26 protein-coding genes and 5 tRNA genes are annotated in these 22,846 nt (G+C 65.2%); 10 read left to right on the top strand and 21 right to left on the bottom strand.

The window, feature by feature from the left end:
• Positions 1-81 precede the first annotated feature (81 nt).
• From NH8B_RS14845 to NH8B_RS14880, 8 genes are all read right to left on the bottom strand, one after another.
• Positions 82-498, bottom strand: coding sequence for a hypothetical protein (locus NH8B_RS14845; protein WP_014088020.1), 417 nt, complete (start codon positions 496-498; stop codon positions 82-84).
• A gap of 198 nt (positions 499-696) precedes the next feature.
• Positions 697-1,140, bottom strand: a complete 444-nt coding sequence (nudB, locus tag NH8B_RS14850; protein ID WP_014088021.1) for a dihydroneopterin triphosphate diphosphatase — start codon at positions 1,138-1,140, stop codon at positions 697-699.
• The gene (locus NH8B_RS14855; RefSeq protein WP_008955779.1) at positions 1,140-1,766 is read right to left on the bottom strand and encodes a response regulator transcription factor; all 627 of its coding nucleotides are present in this window, start codon (positions 1,764-1,766) and stop codon (positions 1,140-1,142) included. Before NH8B_RS14855 ends, nudB begins: the two co-directional genes overlap by 1 nt.
• A 16-nt stretch (positions 1,767-1,782) precedes the next feature.
• The gene (locus tag NH8B_RS14860; protein WP_232503476.1) at positions 1,783-3,075 is read right to left on the bottom strand and encodes a mechanosensitive ion channel family protein; all 1,293 of its coding nucleotides are present in this window, start codon (positions 3,073-3,075) and stop codon (positions 1,783-1,785) included.
• A gap of 16 nt (positions 3,076-3,091) precedes the next feature.
• The gene (gene lolD / locus NH8B_RS14865; RefSeq protein WP_014088023.1) at positions 3,092-3,799 is read right to left on the bottom strand and encodes a lipoprotein-releasing ABC transporter ATP-binding protein LolD; all 708 of its coding nucleotides are present in this window, start codon (positions 3,797-3,799) and stop codon (positions 3,092-3,094) included.
• On the bottom strand, positions 3,792-5,039 hold the full coding sequence (locus tag NH8B_RS14870) for a lipoprotein-releasing ABC transporter permease subunit (RefSeq protein WP_014088024.1): 1,248 nt from the start codon (positions 5,037-5,039) through the stop codon (positions 3,792-3,794). Before NH8B_RS14870 ends, lolD begins: the two co-directional genes overlap by 8 nt.
• Positions 5,040-5,161: 122 nt before the next feature.
• Positions 5,162-5,374 carry a hypothetical protein gene (locus tag NH8B_RS14875; protein ID WP_008955775.1) on the bottom strand — a complete coding sequence of 71 codons (213 nt, stop codon included), beginning with the start codon at positions 5,372-5,374 and terminating at the stop codon, positions 5,162-5,164.
• A 75-nt stretch (positions 5,375-5,449) separates the two neighbouring features.
• Entirely contained in the window at positions 5,450-6,322 is an 873-nt protein-coding gene (locus tag NH8B_RS14880) for a C40 family peptidase (protein ID WP_014088025.1), read from the bottom strand.
• Between the two features lie 61 nt (positions 6,323-6,383).
• Here NH8B_RS14880 and NH8B_RS14885 point away from each other — a divergent pair, with 61 nt between their 5' ends.
• The 3 genes from NH8B_RS14885 to NH8B_RS14895 all read left to right on the top strand — a co-directional run bounded on the left by NH8B_RS14885 (position 6,384) and on the right by NH8B_RS14895 (position 9,385).
• Positions 6,384-8,066, top strand: a complete 1,683-nt coding sequence (locus NH8B_RS14885; protein ID WP_008955773.1) for an ABC1 kinase family protein — start codon at positions 6,384-6,386, stop codon at positions 8,064-8,066.
• Between the two features lie 4 nt (positions 8,067-8,070).
• Positions 8,071-8,856, top strand: a complete 786-nt coding sequence (locus tag NH8B_RS14890) for a hypothetical protein (RefSeq protein WP_014088026.1) — start codon at positions 8,071-8,073, stop codon at positions 8,854-8,856.
• A gap of 181 nt (positions 8,857-9,037) precedes the next feature.
• Positions 9,038-9,385: a DUF2325 domain-containing protein gene (locus NH8B_RS14895; protein ID WP_014088027.1), complete on the top strand. Its 348-nt coding sequence runs from the start codon at positions 9,038-9,040 to the stop codon at positions 9,383-9,385.
• A 211-nt stretch (positions 9,386-9,596) separates the two neighbouring features.
• On the opposite strand, the gene NH8B_RS14900 is transcribed toward NH8B_RS14895, so the two are convergent.
• The 8 genes from NH8B_RS14900 to hpnC are packed head-to-tail and all read right to left on the bottom strand — an operon-like array spanning position 9,597 to position 16,011.
• Entirely contained in the window at positions 9,597-9,776 is a 180-nt protein-coding gene (locus NH8B_RS14900) for a zf-HC2 domain-containing protein (RefSeq protein ID WP_014088028.1), read from the bottom strand.
• Positions 9,773-10,333 (bottom strand): sigma-70 family RNA polymerase sigma factor, encoded by a 561-nt coding sequence (locus NH8B_RS14905; RefSeq protein ID WP_014088029.1) that lies wholly within the window; start codon positions 10,331-10,333, stop codon positions 9,773-9,775. The genes NH8B_RS14900 and NH8B_RS14905 overlap by 4 nt, the downstream gene beginning before the upstream one ends.
• A 28-nt stretch (positions 10,334-10,361) precedes the next feature.
• Positions 10,362-11,723, bottom strand: coding sequence for a DNA repair protein RadA (radA, locus tag NH8B_RS14910; RefSeq protein ID WP_014088030.1), 1,362 nt, complete (start codon positions 11,721-11,723; stop codon positions 10,362-10,364).
• A 17-nt stretch (positions 11,724-11,740) separates the two neighbouring features.
• Positions 11,741-12,274 carry a hypothetical protein gene (locus tag NH8B_RS14915; protein WP_014088031.1) on the bottom strand — a complete coding sequence of 178 codons (534 nt, stop codon included), beginning with the start codon at positions 12,272-12,274 and terminating at the stop codon, positions 11,741-11,743.
• A 13-nt stretch (positions 12,275-12,287) separates the two neighbouring features.
• Positions 12,288-13,049, bottom strand: a complete 762-nt coding sequence (locus NH8B_RS14920; protein WP_148282992.1) for an SDR family oxidoreductase — start codon at positions 13,047-13,049, stop codon at positions 12,288-12,290.
• Entirely contained in the window at positions 13,046-14,335 is a 1,290-nt protein-coding gene (gene hpnE / locus NH8B_RS14925; RefSeq protein ID WP_014088033.1) for a hydroxysqualene dehydroxylase HpnE, read from the bottom strand. The genes NH8B_RS14920 and hpnE overlap by 4 nt, the downstream gene beginning before the upstream one ends.
• Positions 14,332-15,177, bottom strand: a complete 846-nt coding sequence (hpnD, locus tag NH8B_RS14930) for a presqualene diphosphate synthase HpnD (RefSeq protein ID WP_014088034.1) — start codon at positions 15,175-15,177, stop codon at positions 14,332-14,334. Before hpnD ends, hpnE begins: the two co-directional genes overlap by 4 nt.
• Before the next feature lie 21 nt (positions 15,178-15,198).
• Positions 15,199-16,011 carry a squalene synthase HpnC gene (gene hpnC / locus NH8B_RS14935; RefSeq protein WP_014088035.1) on the bottom strand — a complete coding sequence of 271 codons (813 nt, stop codon included), beginning with the start codon at positions 16,009-16,011 and terminating at the stop codon, positions 15,199-15,201.
• Between the two features lie 128 nt (positions 16,012-16,139).
• On the opposite strand from hpnC, the gene NH8B_RS14940 reads away from it, so the two are divergent.
• From NH8B_RS14940 to NH8B_RS14965, 6 genes are all read left to right on the top strand, one after another.
• Positions 16,140-16,215: transfer RNA gene (locus tag NH8B_RS14940), tRNA-Ala, on the top strand.
• Between the two features lie 19 nt (positions 16,216-16,234).
• A tRNA-Glu gene (locus NH8B_RS14945) sits at positions 16,235-16,310 on the top strand.
• Between the two features lie 370 nt (positions 16,311-16,680).
• Positions 16,681-17,313 (top strand): phosphoribosyltransferase, encoded by a 633-nt coding sequence (locus NH8B_RS14950; protein WP_014088036.1) that lies wholly within the window; start codon positions 16,681-16,683, stop codon positions 17,311-17,313.
• A 161-nt stretch (positions 17,314-17,474) separates the two neighbouring features.
• Positions 17,475-17,550 (top strand) — tRNA-Ala (locus NH8B_RS14955).
• A gap of 9 nt (positions 17,551-17,559) precedes the next feature.
• A tRNA-Glu gene (locus tag NH8B_RS14960) sits at positions 17,560-17,635 on the top strand.
• A gap of 4 nt (positions 17,636-17,639) precedes the next feature.
• Positions 17,640-17,715 (top strand) — tRNA-Ala (locus NH8B_RS14965).
• Positions 17,716-17,776: 61 nt separating this feature from the next.
• Here the strand turns inward: NH8B_RS14965 and NH8B_RS14970 are convergent.
• The 5 genes from NH8B_RS14970 to NH8B_RS14990 all read right to left on the bottom strand — a co-directional run bounded on the left by NH8B_RS14970 (position 17,777) and on the right by NH8B_RS14990 (position 21,687).
• Positions 17,777-18,457 carry a hypothetical protein gene (locus tag NH8B_RS14970; RefSeq protein WP_014088037.1) on the bottom strand — a complete coding sequence of 227 codons (681 nt, stop codon included), beginning with the start codon at positions 18,455-18,457 and terminating at the stop codon, positions 17,777-17,779.
• 165 nt (positions 18,458-18,622) lie between these two features.
• On the bottom strand, positions 18,623-19,249 hold the full coding sequence (ribA, locus tag NH8B_RS14975; protein ID WP_051002169.1) for a GTP cyclohydrolase II: 627 nt from the start codon (positions 19,247-19,249) through the stop codon (positions 18,623-18,625).
• A gap of 154 nt (positions 19,250-19,403) precedes the next feature.
• Positions 19,404-20,111 (bottom strand): GAF domain-containing protein, encoded by a 708-nt coding sequence (locus NH8B_RS14980; protein WP_008955758.1) that lies wholly within the window; start codon positions 20,109-20,111, stop codon positions 19,404-19,406.
• 101 nt (positions 20,112-20,212) lie between these two features.
• Positions 20,213-21,094 carry an Hsp33 family molecular chaperone HslO gene (hslO, locus tag NH8B_RS14985; RefSeq protein ID WP_014088039.1) on the bottom strand — a complete coding sequence of 294 codons (882 nt, stop codon included), beginning with the start codon at positions 21,092-21,094 and terminating at the stop codon, positions 20,213-20,215.
• 5 nt (positions 21,095-21,099) lie between these two features.
• Positions 21,100-21,687 carry an MFS transporter gene (locus NH8B_RS14990; RefSeq protein WP_008955756.1) on the bottom strand — a complete coding sequence of 196 codons (588 nt, stop codon included), beginning with the start codon at positions 21,685-21,687 and terminating at the stop codon, positions 21,100-21,102.
• A gap of 239 nt (positions 21,688-21,926) precedes the next feature.
• Between NH8B_RS14990 and NH8B_RS14995 the strand changes: the two genes are divergently transcribed.
• The gene (locus NH8B_RS14995) at positions 21,927-22,721 is read left to right on the top strand and encodes a class II glutamine amidotransferase (RefSeq protein WP_014088040.1); all 795 of its coding nucleotides are present in this window, start codon (positions 21,927-21,929) and stop codon (positions 22,719-22,721) included.
• The last annotated feature ends 125 nt before the right edge of the window (positions 22,722-22,846 follow it).

The raw sequence follows: 22,846 nt of genomic DNA on the forward strand, positions 1-22,846 counted from the left end.
GCCTTGCCGCATCGGCAAAAACAACAGCCCCGCGTGGCGGGGCTGTTGGGGTCAGGCGCCGGGGCGCGGCCAGGCTACGGCTTACTTCTTGTTGGTGGCACTCTTGGCGGCACGCGGAGCCTTCGGGGCCTTCGGGCTCTTAAGTTCAACCACCTCCTTCACCTCGGCCACCACCACCGGGGCCACCGGCTCGGCGGCCACCACGGCGGGGGTTTCCGCCACCACCGCCTCGGCCGGCACCTCCACCTTGGCCTCGGGAGCGGTCTCAACCAGCAGACGCTCAAGCAGCTTGCTGCGGGAGGAAATGCGGCGGTCGAAACGCCAGTCGTTCAGCAATTCGATCGCCGCCTCGAAATAGCGCATGTCGATCTCGTACAAGGCCTTCAGGTCGAACGACTGGCCCAGTTCCAACGCTGCGGCCAGATCTTTCAGCACCTGTACCTGTTCTGCGTTCTCGCCCGACTCAATGTACTTCCTGATTTTCTTGGCAGCGTTCATCGTCAATCCTTGCTTTTATAAAGAATAAAATTACATGTCATGCAATTTTAACATGGGGTAAGCCGGAACAATTTTAAGGTTTTCTTACAACCTCCAACACGACTTGCAGCAAGCCAGCCGGTGCCGGCAATCCATTAAAGCAAACGCGGCCGGCACGCGCCACCCGGAACAAGCCGGCAGGCGGGAGAGAGGGCGAGATCAGGACGGCAGGTAGCGCGGCAACAGGCGCAGCGCCTCGGCGTTGGAAGGGGAAAAAACCTTGTCGGCGGCCTCGGCCCAGGGCAGCCACTGGTAGCGGCTATGTTCGTCCGGGGCCAGCGTCACCGGCCGCGGCGCCGGCAAAAGCAGGCCGAACACATGCTCTTCGTTCTCGGTCACGCCGGGCGGGTAGCGATGGCGCCAGTGCGGATAGATTTCGTAACGGTTGGTGATGTGCCAGTCGCTCAATAGATAGGCATCGGCATCGAGCCCGGTCTCTTCGCGCACCTCGCGTCGCGCCGTGTCGATCAACGCTTCCTGCCCTTCCCGGCTGCCCGTCACCGACTGCCAGAAACCGGCGCGGTCGGCGCGTTCGATCAGCAAGACCTGACCGTCGGCGGCATGGATCACCACCAGCACCGACACCGGTTGCTTGTTGCCCATCAGCCCTTGCTCCCGGCGTCCGGCTTGTCGAGTACCGCCATCAGCCCGGCCAGTTCGACCGCCGACTTGACGCCCATCTTGTCGAACACGCGCGAGCGGTGCACTTCCACTGTCTTCATGCTGATCGCCAGTTCGTCAGCGATCTGCTTGTTGAGCTTACCCGCCAGGATCAGCTGCATTACCTCGCGCTCGCGCTCGGTGAGCAGCGCCAGCGACTGGTTGAGCCGGCTCAGCCGCCCGAAGCGGTCGCGCTCCTGCTGGTCGCGCAGCAGCGCCTGGTCGACCATGGCCAGCAGCCGGCCGTCGTCGAACGGCTTCTCCATGAAGTCGATGGCCCCGAGCTTGAGCGCCGCCACCGCGTGCGGCACGTCGCCATGCGCGGTGAGCATGATCACCGGCGGGCAGTAGGGGTGTTCGGCCAACCTTTCGAGCAGCACGATGCCGCTGATGCCGGACAGGCGCAAATCGACGATCAGCGCGTTGAAGGCAGCCGGGCCGGGACCGGCCAGAAAAGCCTCGGCGCTGTCGAAACCCGTGGTCTGGAAGCCCTGCCCGTCGAATAGCCAGATCAACGAGTCGCGCACCGCCTCGTCATCGTCAATCACCGCAAGCTGCTTATCCGACATGCTCTCCCTCTCGTGGTTAGGCGGCGTCCCCGCTGGCCTGAGCCAGTATGCGCACCTCGCGCTGCGGGAACGGGATGGTGATGCCATGTTGCTTGAAAGCGCGCCAGATGGCCAGATTGATCTCCGACTTGAGCCCCAGGAAGCCGTTTTCAGGATCGGCCACCCAGAATCCCAGCTCCATGTTGATGCCGCTGTCGGCGAAGGCGATGACGAACGAGGACGGCGCCGGATCCTTCAGCACGCGCGGATGCACGGCGGCTTCACGCAACAGCCGCAGCACCAGTTCCAGGTCGCTGTCGTAGCCGACCTGCACCGTCACGCTGGTCCAGATGCTCTTGTCCGAATAGGACTGGTTGACCACGGTACTGGCAATCAGCGTATCGTTCGGCACCAGGGCCTCCGAACCGTCGGCGGTTTTCAGCACCACGTAACGCGAGGTGATCTTGGTGACGTAGCCGGTGCGGTTGTCGATCATCAGCCGGTCACCGATACGGATCGAGCGGTCGAGCAGGATGATGAAGCCGGAAACGTAATTGCTGGCGATCTTCTGCAAGCCGAAGCCGAGACCGACGCCGAGCGCACCGCCAAACACCGACAACACGGTGAGGTCGATGCCGATGATCGGCAGCGCCACCATCACCCCGGCCACCAGCAGCACGGTCCGCGCCAACTTGGTGAACACGATGCGCAGGCTCAGGTCGATATCGGTGAGCTTCATCACCCGCGATTCGATGATGCGGCTCACCCACAGCGAGCCCACCAGGATGATGGCCACCCACAGCAAGCCGGTCAGGATCATGTACAGGTTGACCTCGACCTTGCCGACGTGGAAACGGATCGACTCCAGCCAGTCCACCGCCAGGGTATCGACGCCGATGGCCCAGCTGACGAAGCCCAGCCAGAACAGCGTGGCGAGAAAATGCTCGGTGGTGCGCTCGAAGCGCCCCTTGGGCAGCGCCTGGCGCACCATGGCGGTGGCGAGGCGGATCAGCCCGAGCCAGAACAGCATGGCGCTGGCGATGGGCAGGAGCTGCGGCGCCTCGCCCAGAACCAGGCGCCACAGCCCCGCGCTGACAATCACCAGCACCTGCGCCGCCAGCGGCAGCACCAGGCGGAAACTGGCGTAGGGCAGAAAACGGTCATACCGCTCGGGATGAAGGGCGAACAGGCGGCGGTACACCCTCCTGGCCACGTACAGACCCGCCATGAATGCGGCCAACGCCAGCACGAGTTCCAGCCAGCCGGCTGGCGTTTCCAGCGTCAGCAGCAGTTTTTCCAGGGTAAGCAGTTTGTCGCCGTTGACCAGCATGCCGCGGAAGCCTTCCTTAATGGGTGACAGAGAGAGCCGGTTGCGGCGCATCGACCGACAGCACGCCGTCGGTCAGGCGCAGCACGCGCCCGGCGCGGCTCGCCAGGCGGTCGTCGTGGGTGACGATCACCAGGCTGGTGCCAAGGCTGGCGTTCAGCTCCAGCATCAATTCGAACACCGCGTCGGCGTTGCCCCGGTCGAGGTTGCCGGTCGGCTCGTCGGCCAGCACGCAGGCCGGCCGCGTCACCAGCGCGCGGGCGATGGCGGCGCGCTGCCGCTCGCCGCCGGACAACTCGCCCGGCTTGTGCGCCAGACGGCGCGACAGGCCGACGCGGCCCAGCATCTCCGCCGCCTGCTGCTCCGCCTCGGCACGCGGCATGCGCCGGATCAAAAGCGGCATCATGACGTTTTCCAGCGCGGTAAATTCCGGCAGCAGGTGGTGGAACTGATAGACGAAACCGAGCGAACGGTTGCGCAACTCGCCACGCTGGCGCTCGCTCAGGCGCGACAGCGATTGCCCCAGCACCTCGATCTCGCCCGAACTCGGGGTATCGAGCCCGCCCAACAGGTGCAGCAAGGTACTCTTGCCCGAGCCGGAGGCTCCGACGATAGCCAGCCGCTCGCCCTTTTCCACCTCCAGCGTCACCTTCGACAGCACCTGGACGTTCAGCCCGCCCTCGTCGTAGACCTTGGTCAGATCGTGACAACGCAATACCTTATTCATAGCGCAGGGCCTCCGCCGGCTGGGTACGCGCCGCGCGCCAGCTCGGATACAACGTCGCCACGAGGGCCAGCAGCAGCGAAATCACGGTAATGGTGGAGACATCGCTCCACTGCACGTCGGACGGCAGGTAGTCGATCATGTACACCTCGCTCGACAGGATCTTGGTGCCGATGATGCGTTCGATCAGCGGCACGATGACGTCCAGGTTGAGCGCCACCAGCACCCCGCCGGCGACACCGGAGAAGGTCCCCAGCACGCCGGACACGGCGCCCTGGATCATGAAGATCTTCATGATGCTGGAAGGCGCCGCCCCCAGGGTGCGCAGGATGGCGATGTCGGCCTGCTTGTCGGTGACCACCATCACCAGCGAGGAGACCAGGTTGAACGCCGCCACGGCGACGATCAACGTCAGGATGATGGTCATCATGCGCTTCTCGATCTGCACCGCGCGGAAGTAGTTGGCATTGGTATCGGTCCAGTCGGTGGTGAGCGCGCTGGCCGACAGCTTGTTACGCAGCTCGGCCTTCACCAGCGGCGCCGCCATCGGGTCGTCCAGCTTCAGGCGTACCCCGCTCACCATGCTGCCCATGCGGAACAGCACCTGGGCGTCCTTGAGGTGGATCATCGCCAGCGACGAGTCGTACTCGAACATGTCGACCTTGAACATGCCCACCACGGTGAACTGCTTCAGGCGCGGCAACATGCCGGCCGGGGTGACGCTGCCCTCCGGGGTGATCACCGTGACCTTGTCGCCAGTCACGACGTTGAGCTGGCGCGCCAGCTCGACCCCCAGCAGGATGCCGAACTCGCCCGGCTTGAGCGAGGCGAGCTTGCCGGTCACCATGTGCTTGCCGACATCGACCACGCGGTCCTCGCTGGCCGGGTCGATACCGCGGATGAGGGCCCCGCGCACGTTGCCGGCCGCCGACATCAGGCCCTGGGCATTGACGAAGGGCGCGGCGGCAATGACGTGCGGTTCCTTAGCGGCCAGCCCGGCCACCGATGGCCAGTCCGACAACTTGCCTTGGTAGGTGCTGACCTCGACGTGCGACGCGACGCCGAGAATGCGGCCGCGGATTTCCTTCTGGAAACCGTTCATCACCGACAGCACGATGATCAGCGCCGCCACACCGAGGGCGATGCCCAGCACCGACACCAGCGAAATGAAGGAAATGAAACCGTTGCGGCGTTTGGCGCGCAGGTAGCGGAAGCCGATCAGGGCTTCAAAAGGGAGGGCCATCCGGAAAAATCCTCGGGCAGGGAGCAATAGGTAAACGTCGTGGCGCGCATCGAGGCCAGTACGATTGGCGCCACGGGGCAAAGAGGCAAGGCAGCCGCGCGGGCGGTTGACGTCAACGGCGCTCAGCCCTGGTAGGGGTTGTCGAGACTCTGCATCATCGCCACCAGGAAGGCGCGCACCTGACGCTCGTCGCACCCCATCAGGATGGCATCCTCGAAGGCATCCTGCGCCATCTGCGCCAGCTCTTCGAGGTTCTCGTTCATCACCTTGATCTTCTCGACGCAGGCGACCACGTTGCCCTCCGGATCGAGCCAAACCGGTTGTTGCAGTTTCATAGGACGTTCCGTTCGACTTTCAAAAACGCAATGCCCGCCAGGGCGGGCATCGACGGTAGCGCGCGGCATGCCGCATCAATGCGACGAGGCCACTTTTTTCTTGTGGGCGCCCTTGGCGGACTTGCCGGCCACGGACGACTTGCTCCTGGTCTCTTCGGCCTTCCTGCCACGGGACGACCTGCCCGCCTTGGCGGAAGCCTTGCCCTTGTCGGAGGCTGCCTGTTCCTGCTTGCAGTGACGGCCCTTGCGGCAGACCACCTTGGTACCCGAATCCTTGGCCTCGGCCACCGCGGCTTCCTGCTTGCAGCGCCGCCCCTTGCGGCAGACCACCTTGGCAGTCGGCGCCTTGGCCTCCGCCACCGCCTTCGAGACGTTCTTCACCGGAGCCGGCTCACTGTCGTCGCGCACGAAATTCGAGGCCGAGCCGCGGTTCACGCGGCGGGCGCCGTTGTAGCGCGACGTCCAGTAATCCTGATTCATGTTGGAGACTTCGACCGACTTGCCGGTGCGTGGGGAGTGGATGAACTTGCCGCCCCCCATATAGATGCCGACATGCGAGTACTGGAAGCCACGGGTATTGAAAAAGACCAGATCACCGGGCGCCAGTTCACTTTTATCGACCGCTTTTCCGGTATGCGCCATTTCCGCCGCCGTGCGCGGCAGATTCACCCGTAATGATTTTTTGAATACATACTGAATGAAACCACTGCAATCCAGCCCTGCCGAAGGATTACTGCCGCCAAAACGGTAAGCTACGCCCAGCAGGCTCATGGCCTGCAACAACAGGTCGCCGACAGCCTCTTCGCCGGGTGCGGCAAACTTGCCGATGGGGTCTTCCTGAGTCTCGGCGGCGGGGTGATTTTCCGTGGGGGCTTTGTCTGGCGCGGCATAAGCCAATACCATAAAGGTAGCCAGCACCCAAGCCAGTAGGTGCAGATGCAATTTCATAGGCCGCACTCTATCGGACGAGGCGTGGAGTGTAAAGCCAACCCAAAATGCGGGATACCCGATGCTGAAAGAAACCCTGATCGCCATGCGCGACCTGCCGCGCCTGAAGGAAATCACCGGAATCCTGTTCCGCCACGGACTCGGCCAGTTCGCCCAGCGCCTGAAGCTGCCACGGGCACTGGCCAAGGCCGGCGCCTGGCTGAATCTTCCCTTGCCGGAGGGCGACGAGGGCCTGCCACCACCGGTGCGGGTGCGCCTGGCGTTCGAGGAACTCGGCCCGACCTTCATCAAGCTGGGACAGATTCTCTCCACCCGCGTCGACGTCTTCCCGCAGGAGTGGATCACCGAATTCGAGAAGCTGCAAAGCAACGTGCCCCCCCTGCACCCCGAGCAGGTGCCACACCTGGTGAAGCAGGCACTGGGACACCCGATCGAGGAGCTGTTCGCGGAATTCGAGATGGAGCCGATCGGCTCGGCCTCGATCGCCCAGGTGCATCGCGCCACGCTCAAGGACGGCACCGTGGTGGCCGTCAAGCTGCGCCGCCCCGGCATCCTGCCCAAGGTACAGGCCGACCTGCGCATCCTCGAACATATCGCCGGGCTGATCGAGCTGGAGTTTCCCGACGCCCGGCGCTACCAGCCGACCGAAATCGTCAACGAGTTCGCCCGGTCGCTCAACCGCGAGATGAACCTGGCGATCGAGGCGCGCAACATGGAGCGCTTCCGGCGGGATTTCGCCGACGACCCCTTCGTGCACGTGCCCGGGGTGTATTGGGACTACACCAACCCCGCGGTCAACGTGCAGGACTTTATCGACGGCCAGGCCGCCACCCGGGTCGACGCGTTGCAGGCGGCGGGGCTCGACCCCATCACCCTGGCCGACCGCGGCGCCGACGCGGTGCTGCGCATGATCCTGATCAACGGCTTCTTCCACGCCGACCCGCATCCCGGCAACGTGATTTTCCAGCCCGACAACTGCATCGCCTTCATCGACTTCGGCATGGTCGGGCGCATCAGCCATGCCCGCCGCGACGAGATCGTCGACCTCCTGGCCGCCCTGTCGGGGCGCGACGAACGCGCCATGATCGACGTGCTGATCGAGTGGACCGGCACGACCCCGGTCGACGAGGACAAGTTCGCCGACGACATCAGCGAGTTCATGTTCCAGTACGAGCACGTGCCGTTGAAGGACCTCAACATCAGCCAGCTGATCGTCGACATCATGGCGCTGATCCGCGACCACGGCATCGTGCTGCCGCCGGACATGGCCATGCTGTTCAAGGCGCTGATCACGCTGGAAGGCCTGGGGCGCCAGCTCAACCCAGACTTCCAGCTGGTCGAGCACCTGACGCCGTTCGTGCGCGAGCTGATCCTCAACCGCTACACGCCGAAAACGCTGCTCAAGCGCGGCAAACAGACCCTGGTCGAAGCCATGGGCATGATCGGCGACCTGCCGCGCGACCTGATCCGGCTGGGCAAGGACATCCGCCACGGCAAGTTCCGCATCAACTTCGACTTGCAGCGGCTCGACAGCTTCGGCCGCCAGCTCGACCGCACCGCCAACCGGCTGACCATGGGCATCGTCACCGGCTGCCTGATCATCGGCTCGTCCATCGTCATGACGGTGAACGCCGGGCCCAAGCTGTTCGGGCTACCTTTCTTCGGCTTTCTGGGCTTCATGGTGGCGTTCTTCAACAGCATCTGGCTGATCTGGTCGATCTGGCGTGCCGGCAAGGAATGGTGAGGCCATGAAACATGCACTCTTTGCCGCTTTATGGCTGGCTTCGGCCAACGTCATGGCCCTGGAGGTGATCGACCTGGGCTGGCGTGATGGCCGCGAGGTGGCCGACGCCATCGCCCCCCACCTCCAGCCGGGGGAAAGCGCCAGCGGCCTGGGGCGGCAACTGATCCTGGATGCCTCGCCGGCGCGGCTCGCCACCCTGCGCCGCCTGGCGCGCACCCTGGACGTGCGCCCGAGCAATCTGCTGATCGAGGTCGAACAGAACGGTGGCGCGCGCCAGAGCGACTCCACGCTGTCGCTCGGTGGCGCGGCGCGCATCGGCAACGTCGAGCTTGACCTCGGGCGCCGCCGCGGCGATCTGGCTTTCGGCGCCGACGCCACGCAAAGCCGGAGCAGCAGTCGCAGCCGCCAGACGCTGCGCCTGCTCGACGGCGGCAGCGGTTTCATCGAGAGCGGCAGCAGCCGCCCCCTGCCCTGGCTGATGGTCACGCCACGCGGAGGCCTGCTGCGCGGGGCCGAGTATCAGGATGCTGTGACGGGCTTTTACGTACGGCCGAGGCGCAACGGCAGCCGCGTGGTGGTGGAGCTGGCGGCGCGCCAGGAGGCCTTCGGCGTCGGCGGCATCGAGCAGAATCGGCTGAGCACCACGGTGGAAGGCGCCGTCGGCGAGTGGCTGAACGTCGGCAGCGTGGGACTCGACGAGCAGGGACGGCAGGTGATGCTGATCGGCGTCAGCCAGCGCCTGCGCTCGGTGGAACGCACCGTGCGCATCCGCGTCCTGGCCGACAACTAGCTCCCGCATCGCCCCTCTTCTTGCCGCGCGGCATCCTTCCCGGCAGACGCCCCGGCACGGCGCCTCCAGCAAGCTGTTTCCGGTTTGCAACAGGCCCGGCAAGGCGCCGATCGCGAGTCGTTGACTTAATAAATGATAATAATTATCATTTATTCAATTACTCATCCTCAAGGAGCACCCGATGAACGCCATGCTGGTCGGCGCCGACACCCTGGGCAACATCCCCACCGTGCTGGAGAGTTTCGGCATCTCCATCCATCGCCATCTGAGCGGACGCAACAGCTCGCATCAGCGCAAGCTCGACCGCCTGCCCGCCGGCACCGACATGCTGATCCTGTTCACCGACTTCCTCGGCCACAACGTGATGCGTCACTTCCGCGCCCTGGCCTCGGAACAGAACGTGCGCTTCATCGCCTGCCGCCGCTCGGTGTGCGCGCTCAAGCAATCGCTGAGCGGCGTCGGCCTGTGCGAGCAAAACGCCTGCGCCAACTGTCCCAATGCCGCCAAACGCGGCAAGGGCAAGCACTGAGAACCTGTTTACGATCTGCTGCGCGTCGGCGATACGGCGTTAAAACCGTCTGCGGAATGCTCATTTACCCCGTGTAAACTGCGCTTCCTCAGCCGTTTTTGCCTTGTCTCGCTCTAGCTCGCGAGATCCTAAACAGGTTCTGAGGCTCCCCAGAAATGATCAAGGCCGGACGACGTCCGGCCTTGATCCATGCGGCTGAGCGCCTGGCGGGCTACTCCCCTCGCCCGGCCTTGCGTGCCGCCTGCTGCATCAGCTGCAGCTGGCGCGAGAATTCGCTGCAGTTGCCGCACAGGAACAGATGAATGCGCAGGCGCAGGTACTCGCTCTTGCTCAATGGACGGTCGAGCGCATCGGAAATCAGCCGGCTGGCCTGTTTGCAATTGATTCTCACGCGGCACCTCCTCCCAGCCAGCGGATTTCCAGGCATTCGCGCAGGCTCATGCGTGCCCGGTACAGCAGCACCGAACAGTTGGTCGCGGTAATGCCGAGGTTATTACAGATATCGGCAATCTCCATGCCGATCACCTCGCGCATCACGAAGGCCATCGCGGTGCGGCGCGGCATCACCTGCGAGCAGCGCTCGAACACTTCCCAGAACTGCTTGGCGACCAGTTCCTGCTCCGGTCCGCTCCAGGCGCGGATGGCGTGCTGCCAGTGGCCGCTGGCGTCGAACAGGGCGTCGATGTCGCCATCGTCGAGCGTGTCCTCAAACGGCTCCAGCGGTACCTCGCGCGACTGGCGGCGCACCGCGTCGATCAGCTTGAAGCGCAGGATCGAGGTCAGCCAGGTGCGTGGCGACGACTTGCCGGCGAATGACGAACGCGACTCCAGCGCCGCCAGCAGCGTCTCCTGCACCACTTCGTCGGCGGCCTGGCGGTCGCGCAATTGCGCCAAGGCGTAGCGCAGCAGGTAGGGACGTTCCGCCTCGATCAGTTCGGGAGTCATCATCGTGCTGCGGCCCTTCCCAGGTAAATGGTCATGCCTTGCAATAGTCGATGGCGTCCGCCAGGCGGTCCACGGCCACGATCTCCAGCCCGTCGATCGGCTGGCGCGGACGGTTGGCGGTGGGCACGATGGCGCGGGTGAAGCCGAGCTTGGCCGCTTCCTTGAGGCGCTCCTGGCCGCGCGACACCGGACGCACCTCGCCGGCCAGGCCGACCTCGCCGAACACCACCAGTTTTTCCGGCAATGGACGGTTACGCAGCGACGAGACGATAGCCAGGATCACCGCCAGGTCGGCCGCCGGTTCCGAGATCTTCACCCCGCCCACGGCGTTGAGAAACACGTCCTGGTCGAAGCACGCCACCGTGGCGTGACGGTGCGCCACGGCCAAGAGCATGGCGAGCCGGTTCTGCTCCAGCCCGACGGTGAGCCGCTTGGGCTGGAAGCCGTGGGCGTCGTCCACCAGAGCCTGCACCTCGACCAGCAACGGTCGTGTGCCCTCCTGTGTCACCAGCACGCAGGACCCGGCGACGTCGTCGCGGTACGACGACAGGAAGATCGCCGACGGGTTGGACACACCCTTGAGCCCCTTGTCGGTCATGGCGAACACGCCCAGCTCGTTGACCGCGCCAAAGCGGTTCTTGATGGCGCGGATCATGCGGTGGCTGGAGTGCGACTCGCCCTCGAAATACAGCACGGTATCGACCATGTGCTCCAGTACGCGCGGGCCGGCCAGCGAGCCTTCCTTGGTGACGTGGCCGACCAGGAGGATGGTGGTGCCGGTCTGCTTGGCCATGCGTGTCAACTGGGCGGCGCACTCGCGCACCTGCGATACCGAGCCGGGCGCCGAGGTGACCTGCTCGGTGTACAGCGTCTGGATCGAGTCGATCACCGCGACCTCGGGCGCCTCCTGCTTCAGCGTGGCGAGGATGGCCTCGAGGCGGATTTCGGCGAGGAAGCGCACGCGCGCCGGGTCGACCGCCAGGCGCGAGGCACGCAGGGCGATCTGCTGCGGCGATTCCTCGCCGGAAACGTACAGCACCTTGCGGCGCGCACCGACCTCCGACAACGCCTGCAACAGCAGCGTGGACTTGCCGATGCCGGGGTCGCCGCCGATCAGGATCACCGCGCCGCGCACCAGGCCGCCGCCCAGCACGCGGTCGAGCTCGCCGATGCCGGACGGCTCGCGCGGCACTTCCACCGCTTCGACCTCGGACAGCACCTGCACCTGGCTGGTGGTATCGGCCCAGGCCTGGAAACGCGGGTTGGCCGAAGCCGGCGCCTGGACGGTTTCGACCAGGGTGTTCCAGCTCTGGCAGTGCGGGCACTGTCCCTGCCATTTGGGCGACTGCCCGCCGCATTCGGTACAACTGTAAACGGTCTTGATTTTGGCCATACGAATGTCGCCGGCGCTCAGCCGGCGGGAGAGGCGGCGGCGCTGCCGCCCTTCTTGTTGAGTTGCTTGATGATATCGAGCAGTTGCTTTTCCTCGTCCGACGGGTCTTTCGCCGAATTGCCAGAGGTCTTGGCCGGCAGTCCCCCGCGGCGGATGGCGGCCAGCACCGCCGCCACCTGCGGATCGTTGCGCATCGCCCGGTCGGCCTCTTCCGGGCTGAGCTGGGCCTGCGGCTTGTCGCCCGCCGAGGCCGCACTGGCCTCCGGCTTGTGCGCCGCCGCGGGCGTGGCCGGGGCGACGGGGTCTGAAGGAGGAGCGATGGTATCCAGCTTCTGCTTGACCATGTACTCGTGCATTTCCCGCCAGCCCGCGTAAATCTGTGCCTTGTCGGCGTCGGGATTACGCTGGTAGCACTCCTCCAGCGAACGCCCGCTCTGGCGACAGGCAGCACCGACCGCCTTGTTGGCATCCTTGGACAGACCGGAGACGTTGCTGACCCAGTTGCAGCCAGCCAAGGTCAGCAGCAGGGGAATGACGAGCAGGGAACGCATGAGGCCCCTTTCTTCAGGAGACGAGTTGCGGGCGCAGGTCCAGTTCGATCACCCGACCGCTCTGCCCCTTGCTGGCCTCGCTCACCCAGAACAGGAAGTGCGGCAGCAGGTCAGCGATCTGGGCGCGCTCGGTCTTAGCCTCGCCCGGGTGGGTACGGGTGCGCTGCGGCGCGTTGACCGGGCCGGGAATCAGCAGGTTGACGCGCAGGTTGGGGTAGACGTCCCACTCATTGGCGGCCACGGCGGTGAGGTAATGCAGGCCCGCCTTCGAGGCGCCGAAGCCGCCCCAGTACGCGCCCGGCTTGGCGCCATGGCTTTCGCCCACGAACAGCACCGAAGCGTCCAGCGATTCGGTCAAGAGCGGCAAGCAGGCACGCGTCAGCGCGAACGGCGCCACGGTGTTGATGCGGTACTGGTTCATCCACTCGTCCACCGTCTGATTGGACAGCGGCGAGAGCGCGTAGAAATGCGAGGCGCAATGCACGATGCCGTCCAGCCGGCCGCAGGTCTGCTTGATCTGGAAGGCCAGGTTGTTGAACTGCTCGTCGGTGGCCGTCAGCAGGTCGAGCGGGATCGCGACCGGCTCGGGAGCCCCGGCCGCCACGATCTCGTCATACACTCCCTCCAGGCGCTTCACGCTACGCGCCAGCACCACTACCGTGGCACCGTGGCGGGCGTAATGCAGCGCCACCTCGCGACCGATCCCCTGAGTGGCACCGGTCACCAGGATCACCCGGCCGGCAAGGCTTGCGTTGTTCTGTTCAGTCGTCATCATCGGTTTTTCTGTTTCATCCAATCCTGCTTCAACATCTGCGCGGCGGAAACCCCGCTCTGCACGGCGGCCTCCAGCGTGGCCGGGTACGGCGAATCGACCCAGTCGCCGGCCAGATAGCCGCATTGTACGCCGATGCGCGTCCCCGGGCGCAGCACGCCCGCTACGGCGGCGAAGGTGGCGCGTTTCTCCACCAGTACGCGCGACCACAGCGGCGGCGCCAGATTCGGCTGCAGACGGCGCAGGTCGGCGAGCACCCGAGCGACCAATTCATCCTGCGGCAAGGCGGTGACGGCGTCATCCGGGGCGCTGATCACCGCCGCCACCAGGCCACACTCGCCGCTCAGCGCCTCGCGGTCGAACAGCCAGTCGGCGGTGCCGCCGGCGACCCCGGTCATCCGGTGCGGCAGCCGCACACGTTGGCCGAAGCGCAGGTATACCGTGCATATCGGCTGGTAACGCAAAAGCTGAAGCCGCTGCTGCAACGCCGTATCGTCCAGCAAGGCGGCGGCATGCTGCGGCCCGACCGCCACGATGGCGGCATCGAAGCGCTCGTCATCGATCTCGGCGCCGCCGTCGGCGAAGGAGACCCGGCGCACCCGGCAGCCGCTGCGCAGCTGCACCCCCTGCCCTTCCAGCCACGCCCACGCCGGCTGCGGAAACAACGCCGACAAGTTGTGCCGTGGCAGCAGCAGGTCACTGTCGGCGCGCGAGGCACCCAGGCTGTCTCGCAGCACGTTGGCCAGTATCTGCATCGAGGCCTCGGCCAGCGGGGTGTTCAGCGCCGACAACACCAGCGGCTGCCAGAAACCCGCCAGCAGCGCCGGCCCCTGCCCTTGCGCGGCCAGCCACTCGGCCACCGGCATGTCCTGGGTCAGACGCCAGCGCTGGCGCTTGAGCCTGTCGAGCGCCCGGCTCAGCCGCCACTTGTCGCGCCAGCCGATGCCACGGGCCGTCAGCAGCCCCCACGCCACGTGCAGCGGCGCCGGCAGCGGCGGGCATTGCAGGCGCAGGCCGCCGTGGCGGTGCCAGTTCATCGGCTGGCGCAGCAGCACGGCGTCGGGATCGACGCCGACCCGGGCCATCAGCCGCAGGCACTCGCGGTAGGCGCCGATCAGGATGTGCTGGCCGTTGTCGAGCGCCAGGTCGGCATCGCGCACCCGCCGCGCCCGGCCGCCGGGCTCGCGCCCGGCCTCGAACAGCGTCAGCTCGGCAAAGCCGGCCAGCTCGACCGCGGCCGCCAGCCCGGCCCAGCCGGCGCCGATCACGGCAACACGGGGGCGGCTCACGGCTGGTAGCCGAACACCCAGGTTTTCCACGCCAGCCACAGCTTGCGGATTGGGGTCAGCGACAGGCGCTGGTTGAGCACCTTCTGCGGGCCGTCGAGTTTGATCTCGGCCAGGGTGGCGCGGTAGATCGCCGCCATCAACAGGCCGGGACGCTGCGCCTTGACGTCGCTCTTCGGCAACTGTTCCCAAGCCTGGCGGTAATACTGCTCGGCGCGCTCGATCTGAAAATCCATCAATTGGCGGAACGCTTCGGTTTCGCGGTAGTGCTGGATGTCGGAGGCCGGCACGTTGAAGCGGCGCAGTTCCTCGACCGGCAAGTAGATACGTCCGCGCCGGGCATCCTCGCCGACGTCGCGGATGATGTTGGTGAGCTGGAACGCCACCCCGAGCTCGTGTGCGTACTTCAGCGTGTGCTGGTCGGTGTAGCCGAAAATCTGCGCCGACAACTGCCCCACCACCCCGGCGGCACGGTGGCAGTACAGCAGCAGATCGGCAAAACGGTCGTAGCGGGCGAAGTCGAGGTCCATCTCCATGCCGTCGATGATCTCTTCCAGCAACTTCTGCGGCAGGCCGTAGGCCGCCACGTGCGGTTGCAGCGCCTGCGTCACCGGATGCTGGGGTTGGCCGGCGTAGAGGCGGACCAGCTCCGCCCGCCACCAGGCCAGTTTGGTCCGCGCCACGTTTTCGTCATGGCATTCGTCGACCACATCATCCACCTCGCGGCAGAAGGCATAGAGCGCGGTGATGGCGCGCCGCCGCTCCTCCGGCAAGAAACGGAAACTGTAATAGAAGCTGGAACCGCTGGAAGCGGCCTTGTCTTGGCAATATTGGTCGGGCGTCACGCGCCTCTCCTGAAAAAGTGTCTAGTTGGCCCGCAGGGCGCGCCACAGCATATACGCCCAGTCGCGTTTGGTCAGCACCGGCCGTTGCCGGAACACGTCGCCGCCCGAGGCATGCAGCTTCTGCAAGATGCGCTCGCCGCCCATGACGATGAGGCGTAACTCCAATCCGAATCGGCCCTTGAGCTTCTTGCCCAGCGGCGCCCCGGCCTGCAACATCTTGCGGGCTCGTTCAATCTGTTTGAGCATCAGCGGCGTCCACAACCCGCCGCTGTCGCCGGCGGCAATCTGCGCCTCCGCCACCCGGAAGCGGCGCAAATCCTCTTGAGGCAGGTAGACCCGGTCCTTGCGCCAGTCGATCGCCACGTCTTGCAGGAAGTTGATCAGTTGCAAGGCGGTGCAGATACCGTCAGCCATCGCCAGGCTGCGCGGGTCGGTTTCCCCGTACAGCACCAGCATCAGCCGCCCTACCGGGTTGGCCGATCGCCGGCAGTAATCCACCAGTTCGGCAAAATTCTCGTAGCGCCCTTTGACCACGTCCTGACTGAACGCCGACAACAAGTCGTAGAACGGCTGCAGCGGCAGGGCATGTGCACGGATGGCCTCGGCCAATGCCTGCATCAGGGGCATCTGCGGCGTGCCACCTGCACCGATCACATCGAGTTCGGCCCGCAGCGCGGCAAGTTCGTCCAGCCGCTCTTGCGGTGGACGCACGCCTTCGTCGGCCACATCGTCGGCATAGCGCGCGAAACGATAGACGGCATGCACCGCCCGGCGCATGCGCCGCGGCAGCAGGATCGACCCGACCGGAAAATTTTCGTAGTGATCAACCGACATGGCGGCCTTGCGACGAGTGCGAAACGGCGAATTATACCCGACGGGGCGAGGCAGGATTTTTTTCGTCCCCGCCTCTTTACAGCTCCGCCGCACCTTCTTATAATCCGCCGCACTTGAACGCACGTGTCGGGGCTATAGCTCAGCTGGGAGAGCGCTTGCATGGCATGCAAGAGGTCAGCGGTTCGATCCCGCTTAGCTCCACCAAACTCGCGTTCCGGTCTAGGTCCCCATCGTCTAGAGGCCTAGGACATCGCCCTTTCACGGCGGTAACCGGGGTTCGAATCCCCGTGGGGACGCCAAAATCGATCGGCCAGCCTGCCACAGGCAAAACCCGGCCCGACACCCGAATTGCTAAAAGCGCCTGAGCCGGCTCACGACTCCAGGCGCTTTTTGTTTTTGCATCCTGCGTCTCTTTTCTGCCCCCTGCGCAGAGGCTTGCCAGGATCATTAGGCAACACCCCACCCCAAGCGATACTTTCACCTGCCTTTCCCCGCATCGCGGCGATGGTTGTTTCAGACTTGTCCAGCGCAGCAGTGCGACGACGCCAAGCCAAGCGGCTCGGTTCGAGTGCCGCAACCCACCTAATGGTTGCGACCGGAAAGCCGCCATGCAGGCATGGAACCCCGCGCTACGGTCTATGCTGAAGCACAGACGCAGGAGAGAACATCATGCGCTTCAGCGATCGAGAACAAGCCGCGACACGGTTGGCTTTGCGATTGGCCAGCTACCGCGGCCAGCACCCGCTAGTCCTTGCCATTCCCAGGGGAGCAGTCCCGATGGCCGAACTCATCGCGGACCAGCTGGAAGGGGAGCTGGACGTCGTCCTGGTGCGCAAACTGGGGGCGCCCTTCCAGCCGGAACTGGCGATCGGCGCGATCGACGAGTCCGGCTGGGCCTACATTTCCGACGTCGCCCGGCTCGCCGGCGCCTCCACCGAGTACATCGAACAGGAAAAACGGGCGCAGCTCGAGCTGCTGCACCAGCGCCGCCAACGCTACAGCGGCTTGGCCGCTTCTGCCGACCCGGCCGGGCGCGTGGTGATCGTCGTCGACGACGGCCTGGCCACCGGCGCCACCATGATCGCCGCGCTGCGGGCGATCCGCACCAAGCAACCGGCGAAGCTGGTCTGTGCCGTACCGGTGGCTCCGCCAGACACCCTGGAGCAGGTTTCCAGCTACGCTGACGACATGGTGTGCCTGGAGACGCCGCTCAACTTCAGCGCGGTCGGACAGTTTTACGAACACTTCCCCCAGGTCAGCGACGAAGAAGTGGTCGAGATTCTGGAAAAGCAGCGCCACTGAAGCACCCGCGCAATGTTACCCGGCCTCGTGTCTCCGTGCACTGGCATCTGGAGAACGCGGGCGGCAAAAATTTTGCATTTTTTGCTTGACCCAAAAAAAGGCTATCGGTATAGTTCGCATCTCTCGCGATGCTTAAAGCAGAACGAGACAGGTTGTTCAGTGGGGGTATAGCTCAGCTGGGAGAGCGCTTGCATGGCATGCAAGAGGTCAGCGGTTCGATCCCGCTTATCTCCACCACGATTTCCTGTCCCCATCGTCTAGAGGCCTAGGACACTGCCCTTTCACGGCGGCGACCGGGGTTCGAATCCCCGTGGGGACGCCATTTTGGGGGTATAGCTCAGCTGGGAGAGCGCTTGCATGGCATGCAAGAGGTCAGCGGTTCGATCCCGCTTATCTCCACCAAGTCAAAAAACCGACGTCATCGACGTCGGTTTTTTGCTTTTCGCCTTCCGCTTCTGCCCGCTCAGGCCGCCAACCGCTCGCTCATCTGCAAGCTGTGTTCGATGTCGCCGATGCCGGCCGCCTGTTCCAGTACGTGCCAGCCCTGCACCAGCGCATGAATGAAGCGCACGCCGGCTACCACGTAGGCCACGTCCTGGCGCTCTTCCTCCTCCAGCCGGTTGCCTTGCTTGCGCGCCACGGCACGGCGTTCCCTGACCGGAGCCGAGGCGCCTTCATCCTGTACCGGCGCCGGGGCGGCATCGGCAACCGCCTGCCGGCCACGGCTGTAGAGCCGGTAAGGCAGCGGCCATTCGTCCAGCGCCGGCGCCATCCTCCCGGTCAGCTCCATCACCACCTGCCCCAGTTCCACCGTCAGCTGGTAGAGCGCCTGTACCAACGGCAGGCGATCGCGCACGGCCGACAGCAAAGCCTCCTCGCGCAGCAGCTCCACCCGGCGACGCAGAAACTTGAGCTTGCCGCGCGCCAGCGCGCGCGCCTCCTCGTCCTGCCCCTGACGCGCCCGCTGCGCCAGCTCGTCCAGGTACTGTGCCCACTGCCGGTACTCCGCGACGGTCTGGCTGAACACTTCGGCGGGCAGCGCGGCCATGCCCGGCCCTTCAGGGCGCGGCGGCAGGTAGACATCCTGCTCCCGCGCACCGTACGGCACATCGAAATGCACGCTCATTTTCGGGGTGACCCTCATGTCGCGCCCTCCCTTCCACATTACCGGTAGGACAGTCCCCACCCCGGCTTGTTCGCCGTCAGCCTCTCCCCTTTCCCTTATGAACCATAGCCCACCGTGACGTCCCGGCCAAAAAAACAGGGCCGCGCCAAGATGGCGCGGCCCTGTTTTATTCGGCGGGGTCGCTCAGAGTCCGTGGAACAGATGCCCCAGCTTGGCGGCCTTGGTATCCAGATAACCGTCGTTGTGGGGGTTGCGGCCCACCATCAGCGGCACGCGCTCGACGATCTCGATGCCGGCATCGCGCAGCGTCTGCAGCTTGCGCGGGTTGTTGGTCATCAAGCGCACCCGGCCGATGCCCAGTTCGTCGAGCATGTCGCGGGCGATGCCGAAGTCGCGCATGTCGGCCGGGAAGCCCAGCTGTTCGTTGGCCTCGACGGTATCCGCGCCACCATCCTGCAGGCGGTAGGCACGGATCTTGTTGATCAGGCCGATGCCGCGACCTTCCTGGCGCAGGTATAAGAGCGCGCCACGGCCTTCGCGGGCGATGGCCTCGAGCGCCGCTTGCAGCTGGAAACCACAGTCGCAGCGCAGCGAGAACAGGCCGTCGCCGGTTAGACACTCGGAGTGCAGGCGCGCCAGCACCGGCTCACCGTCGGCGATGTCGCCCATGGTCAGCGCGACATGTTCACGGGTACCCGCCACTTCCTCGAAGCCGTGCATGGTGAACTCACCCCACGGCGTGGGCAGACGACAACTCGCCACGTGGGCGACAGCCGCCAGCCGTGGCGGTGCGCTTGCTTCAATCGACATCATCACTCCACATCAAAAACCGGCCGCTTCGGCCAACGGCCCACACGGCAGGTAAAACCTGCACGCCGAAACGGGCAGGTGGATCTTCTCCGGGATGACCGGATGCTACTCCGCCCATACGACAAGAGAAAGTAAAAGGTTTTAATCGATCCGATCAATTTTCTTCAACGAGCGGCAGCCCGGCCAGCGGGCTGGCCAGCACCAGCGCCAGCGCCGCGAGCCAAACCTGGCGCTCGGCCGTGAAGAAGCCGGCTTCGGCGGACTCGGCGTCGATGATGCCGAGCACCACACCCTCTTCGTCCAACACCGGCAGGCAGACCTCGCTTTTCACCTTGGGATCGCACTCGTAATAGCTGCCGCCCATGTCGCGCCAGACAGTGACGTCGTCGATCACCACGCCCCAGCCGGTCAGGCCGACCCGGCTGTTGTTGCTGCCGGCGGCAAAGCCTTCGGTCAGCGGGAATTCGGCCCGGCTAGGGGCGCCACGGTAGGCCAGCTTGACGAGGCGGGCCTGTTCCTTGCTGCCGATCGCGCGGTAGATGCCGAGCCAGTCGGCGCCGACACGGCTGTTGGTCGAATCGACCAGCGCATGCAGGTCGTTGAGCGCCCCGCGCGCTTCGGCGCTTTCACCACCGAACAGCGGCGACAGGTCGTAGGGCTCGGCGGCGAGTTCATCGACCAGCGAGCAGGCACCATCGTCGCTCAGCAACGGCACCGGGTAGCGGAACAGGTCGGTGCGCGGTGCGGGCTTGTCGACGCTGAGCACGGCGCCCAGCGTCAAGGCGGCGATCTGGAGTTCCACCTTGTCGAGCGGCAGCGATTGTTCCTTGAGATAGGCGGCCAGGCGGCGGGCAGGGATCATGGGTATTCCTTGAACGGCGCCGGCATCGTGGCCGGCGCCCAAAACGGCAAAAGCGGTAAACAAGAGCAACGGCCCCGGGCGTGGCCCGGGGCGGCAACGGCTTAGTGGCGGGATTCGCGCACGGCGGCCATCACGTCATACTCGAACAGGGCATTGACGTCCTCTTCATCGAAGACATAGTGCTGGTTGCAGAAGTCGCAGGCAATTTCGACGCTGCCTTGCTCCAGCACCACGTCGGCCACTTCCTGGCCCCCCAGCATCTTGAGCATGCCGCCGACGCGCTCGCGGCTGCAGGTGCAGGCAAACGACACCGGCTCGGCGTCGAACACGCGCACGGCTTCCTGATGGTAGAGGCGGAACAGGATGTCGTCGGCGGACAGGGACAGCAGTTCGTCGTGCTGCAGTGTTTCGGCCAACGTCAGCACGTGCGGCCAGCCTTCGGCATCGCCGTGCCCCTCCGGCAAGCGCTGCAGCAGCAGGCCGGCGGCGGTGGATTCGTTGGCGGCCAGGATCAGGCGGGTGTCGAGCTGCTCGGAGCGGCGCATGTAGTTCTCCAGCATCTGGCCGATGCTGTCGCCCTCCAGCGCCACGATGCCCTGCCAGGTCTGCGCCTTGTCGACGCGCGGCTCCAGCGTCATGACGAACTTGCCACCCTCGCCCAGCAGCTCGGCGAGCGACAGGCGCTCGTCGAGCGCTTCGTCGAATTTGGCGGTGGCGCGCACGGTACGGTCGTTATTGCACTCGACCACAGCCAGGCGCAGCGGGCCGGCACCGTGAATCTGCAAGATCAGCGTGCCGTCGAACTTGAGGTTGGCGGCCAACAGCACCGCGGCCGCCATCATTTCGCCCAGCATGGCGCGCACCGGCAGCGGGTAGCGGCGCCGCGCCAGTACCTGTTGCCAGGCACCGTCGAGCCGCACCAGCGCGCCGCGCACCGGGGCGCCGTCGAACAGGAAGCGTTGCAGGGTGTCGTGTTGGGTCATGCTGTTCAGTCCTTGGCTGCCGGGGCAGCCGTATCAATCGTGTAAAGAGTCATCGGCAGCGAGGAGCTGACGTCGAACTCGCAGCCGGCCTGGATGCCGATGCGGGCGATTTCCTCGGCGCTCAGGTCCTGCTCGTAGGCCACGTACATGGCGCCCATGGCGAACTTGCGCCCCGAGCCGATGGCCCAGAAGCGCGAGAATTCGTACACCTCGCGCATCGGGTAGACGCCGAAGATGCCGTGCACGTTGGCCACCACCACCATCATCTGGCTCGACTCGTACGGGTCGTCCTCTTCCTCTTCTGGGCGCAGGTAGAACTGCTCCTTGAGTTTAGGATGCAACTTGCGGAAGGTGTCGAACAGGCCCTGGCGCGAGCTGAAGTCCTTGTTGTGGACCCCTTTGAGCACGCTCTGCAACACTAGGTCGTGCGCCGCCGAACCGGCGATCGCCAGGTAGCTGTCGCCCTGGCGGAAGATTTTGTTGTGATGCGGGTCGTAGCCGGCGAGCAGCTTCTGGTCGTCGCCGAAGGTGGTCTGACTGTCGGCCGCGATGGCGATCTGCGAGCCTTTTTTTACCACCACGATCGTCGTCATGTTCGCGTCTTTTCCGGGAAAACAAGGCAGATGGGGATTTTCTCACAAAACGCAAGGCTGCCGCTCTGCCATGATGGCGCTCGCCGGCCGAAAAGCACGTCGGAACGGCGAGGCTAGGGGCGCACCGGCCACGTCTGGCGCGGCGCGGAGTAACATGAAACAATGAATCCTGTTCGGCCGGACCGTCCCGCGCGGATCGGGTCACGCGCCGTCCTCAACGCTCAACCGGATCGACCGCCATGTGCCAGCTCTTGGGCATGAACTGCAATACCCCCACCGACATCATCTTTTCCTTCGAAGGTTTTCACCGTCGCGGCGGTCTGACCGACCATCATGCCGACGGCTGGGGCATCGCCTTCTTCGAGGGCAAGGGCTGCCGCCTGTTCCTGGACGACAAGCCCTCGGTCGAATCGCCAGTGGCGGCGCTGGTGCGCCAGTACCCGATCAAGTCGGAAAACGTCATCGCCCACATCCGCAAGGCCACCCAGGGGGTGGTCAACCTGGCCAATACCCATCCCTTCATGCGCGAGATGTGGGGCCAGTACTGGATTTTCGCCCACAACGGCAACCTCGAGGACTTTGCGCCGCCGCCTGGCCGCTATTACAACGCGGTGGGCAGCACCGACTCGGAACGCGCCTTCTGCTGCATCCTGGAAGCCCTGCGCCAGAAGTGGTCGCAGCCGCCAAGCGTGGAAGAGTTGTTTGCGAAAGTCAGCAGGTTGGCCGAAGAGCTCCACGCCAAGGGGGTGTTCAACTTCATGCTGAGCAACGGCGAGCTGCTGTTCGCCCATTGCTCGACCAAGCTGCACTACATCGTGCGCCAGGCGCCGTTTCCCACCGCCCACCTGGTGGACGACGACGTGACGGTCGACTTCTCCACCGTCACCACCCCGCGCGACCGCGTGGCGGTGATCGCCACCGTGCCGCTGACCGACAACGAGCACTGGACCGCGCTGGCACCGGGCCAGCTGACGCTGTTCCGCGACGGCGCGCCATTGCTGACGGCGACCGCCCCGCCGGCTGCCACGCGCTGAGGCGACGGCGGCGCCACGCCGCCAACACCTCAGCGCGGCAAGGCGTTATGCTATCGCTATAGCCCTACCCGAAGCATGGACAAACCGGGTGGCACGTTGGCCGAAGCCCGTGCCCGGATCGCGGA

Source organism: Pseudogulbenkiania sp. NH8B (genome assembly GCF_000283535.1).
Taxonomy (GTDB): domain Bacteria; phylum Pseudomonadota; class Gammaproteobacteria; order Burkholderiales; family Chromobacteriaceae; genus Pseudogulbenkiania; species Pseudogulbenkiania ferrooxidans.

What these genes read in the sequence shown, in the direction of transcription:
- hslO (WP_014088039.1), bottom strand. Translation starts at nt 21,094, where the DNA reads ATGACCCAACACGACACCCTGCAACGCTTCCTGTTCGACGGCGCCCCG.
- NH8B_RS14855 (WP_008955779.1), bottom strand. Translation starts at nt 1,766, where the DNA reads ATGTCGGATAAGCAGCTTGCGGTGATTGACGATGACGAGGCGGTGCGC.
- NH8B_RS14885 (WP_008955773.1), top strand. Translation starts at nt 6,384, where the DNA reads ATGCTGAAAGAAACCCTGATCGCCATGCGCGACCTGCCGCGCCTGAAG.
- NH8B_RS14995 (WP_014088040.1), top strand. Translation starts at nt 21,927, where the DNA reads ATGTGCCAGCTCTTGGGCATGAACTGCAATACCCCCACCGACATCATC.
- NH8B_RS14895 (WP_014088027.1), top strand. Translation starts at nt 9,038, where the DNA reads ATGAACGCCATGCTGGTCGGCGCCGACACCCTGGGCAACATCCCCACC.
- radA (WP_014088030.1), bottom strand. Translation starts at nt 11,723, where the DNA reads ATGGCCAAAATCAAGACCGTTTACAGTTGTACCGAATGCGGCGGGCAG.
- lolD (WP_014088023.1), bottom strand. Translation starts at nt 3,799, where the DNA reads ATGAATAAGGTATTGCGTTGTCACGATCTGACCAAGGTCTACGACGAG.
- NH8B_RS14980 (WP_008955758.1), bottom strand. Translation starts at nt 20,111, where the DNA reads ATGATCCCTGCCCGCCGCCTGGCCGCCTATCTCAAGGAACAATCGCTG.
- NH8B_RS14920 (WP_148282992.1), bottom strand. Translation starts at nt 13,049, where the DNA reads ATGATGACGACTGAACAGAACAACGCAAGCCTTGCCGGCCGGGTGATC.
- NH8B_RS14950 (WP_014088036.1), top strand. Translation starts at nt 16,681, where the DNA reads ATGCGCTTCAGCGATCGAGAACAAGCCGCGACACGGTTGGCTTTGCGA.
- nudB (WP_014088021.1), bottom strand. Translation starts at nt 1,140, where the DNA reads ATGGGCAACAAGCAACCGGTGTCGGTGCTGGTGGTGATCCATGCCGCC.
- NH8B_RS14880 (WP_014088025.1), bottom strand. Translation starts at nt 6,322, where the DNA reads ATGAAATTGCATCTGCACCTACTGGCTTGGGTGCTGGCTACCTTTATG.
- NH8B_RS14870 (WP_014088024.1), bottom strand. Translation starts at nt 5,039, where the DNA reads ATGGCCCTCCCTTTTGAAGCCCTGATCGGCTTCCGCTACCTGCGCGCC.
- NH8B_RS14915 (WP_014088031.1), bottom strand. Translation starts at nt 12,274, where the DNA reads ATGCGTTCCCTGCTCGTCATTCCCCTGCTGCTGACCTTGGCTGGCTGC.
- NH8B_RS14860 (WP_232503476.1), bottom strand. Translation starts at nt 3,075, where the DNA reads ATGCTGGTCAACGGCGACAAACTGCTTACCCTGGAAAAACTGCTGCTG.
- ribA (WP_051002169.1), bottom strand. Translation starts at nt 19,249, where the DNA reads ATGTCGATTGAAGCAAGCGCACCGCCACGGCTGGCGGCTGTCGCCCAC.
- NH8B_RS14905 (WP_014088029.1), bottom strand. Translation starts at nt 10,333, where the DNA reads ATGATGACTCCCGAACTGATCGAGGCGGAACGTCCCTACCTGCTGCGC.
- hpnC (WP_014088035.1), bottom strand. Translation starts at nt 16,011, where the DNA reads ATGTCGGTTGATCACTACGAAAATTTTCCGGTCGGGTCGATCCTGCTG.
- NH8B_RS14990 (WP_008955756.1), bottom strand. Translation starts at nt 21,687, where the DNA reads ATGACGACGATCGTGGTGGTAAAAAAAGGCTCGCAGATCGCCATCGCG.
- NH8B_RS14890 (WP_014088026.1), top strand. Translation starts at nt 8,071, where the DNA reads ATGAAACATGCACTCTTTGCCGCTTTATGGCTGGCTTCGGCCAACGTC.
- NH8B_RS14875 (WP_008955775.1), bottom strand. Translation starts at nt 5,374, where the DNA reads ATGAAACTGCAACAACCGGTTTGGCTCGATCCGGAGGGCAACGTGGTC.
- NH8B_RS14970 (WP_014088037.1), bottom strand. Translation starts at nt 18,457, where the DNA reads ATGAGGGTCACCCCGAAAATGAGCGTGCATTTCGATGTGCCGTACGGT.
- NH8B_RS14845 (WP_014088020.1), bottom strand. Translation starts at nt 498, where the DNA reads ATGAACGCTGCCAAGAAAATCAGGAAGTACATTGAGTCGGGCGAGAAC.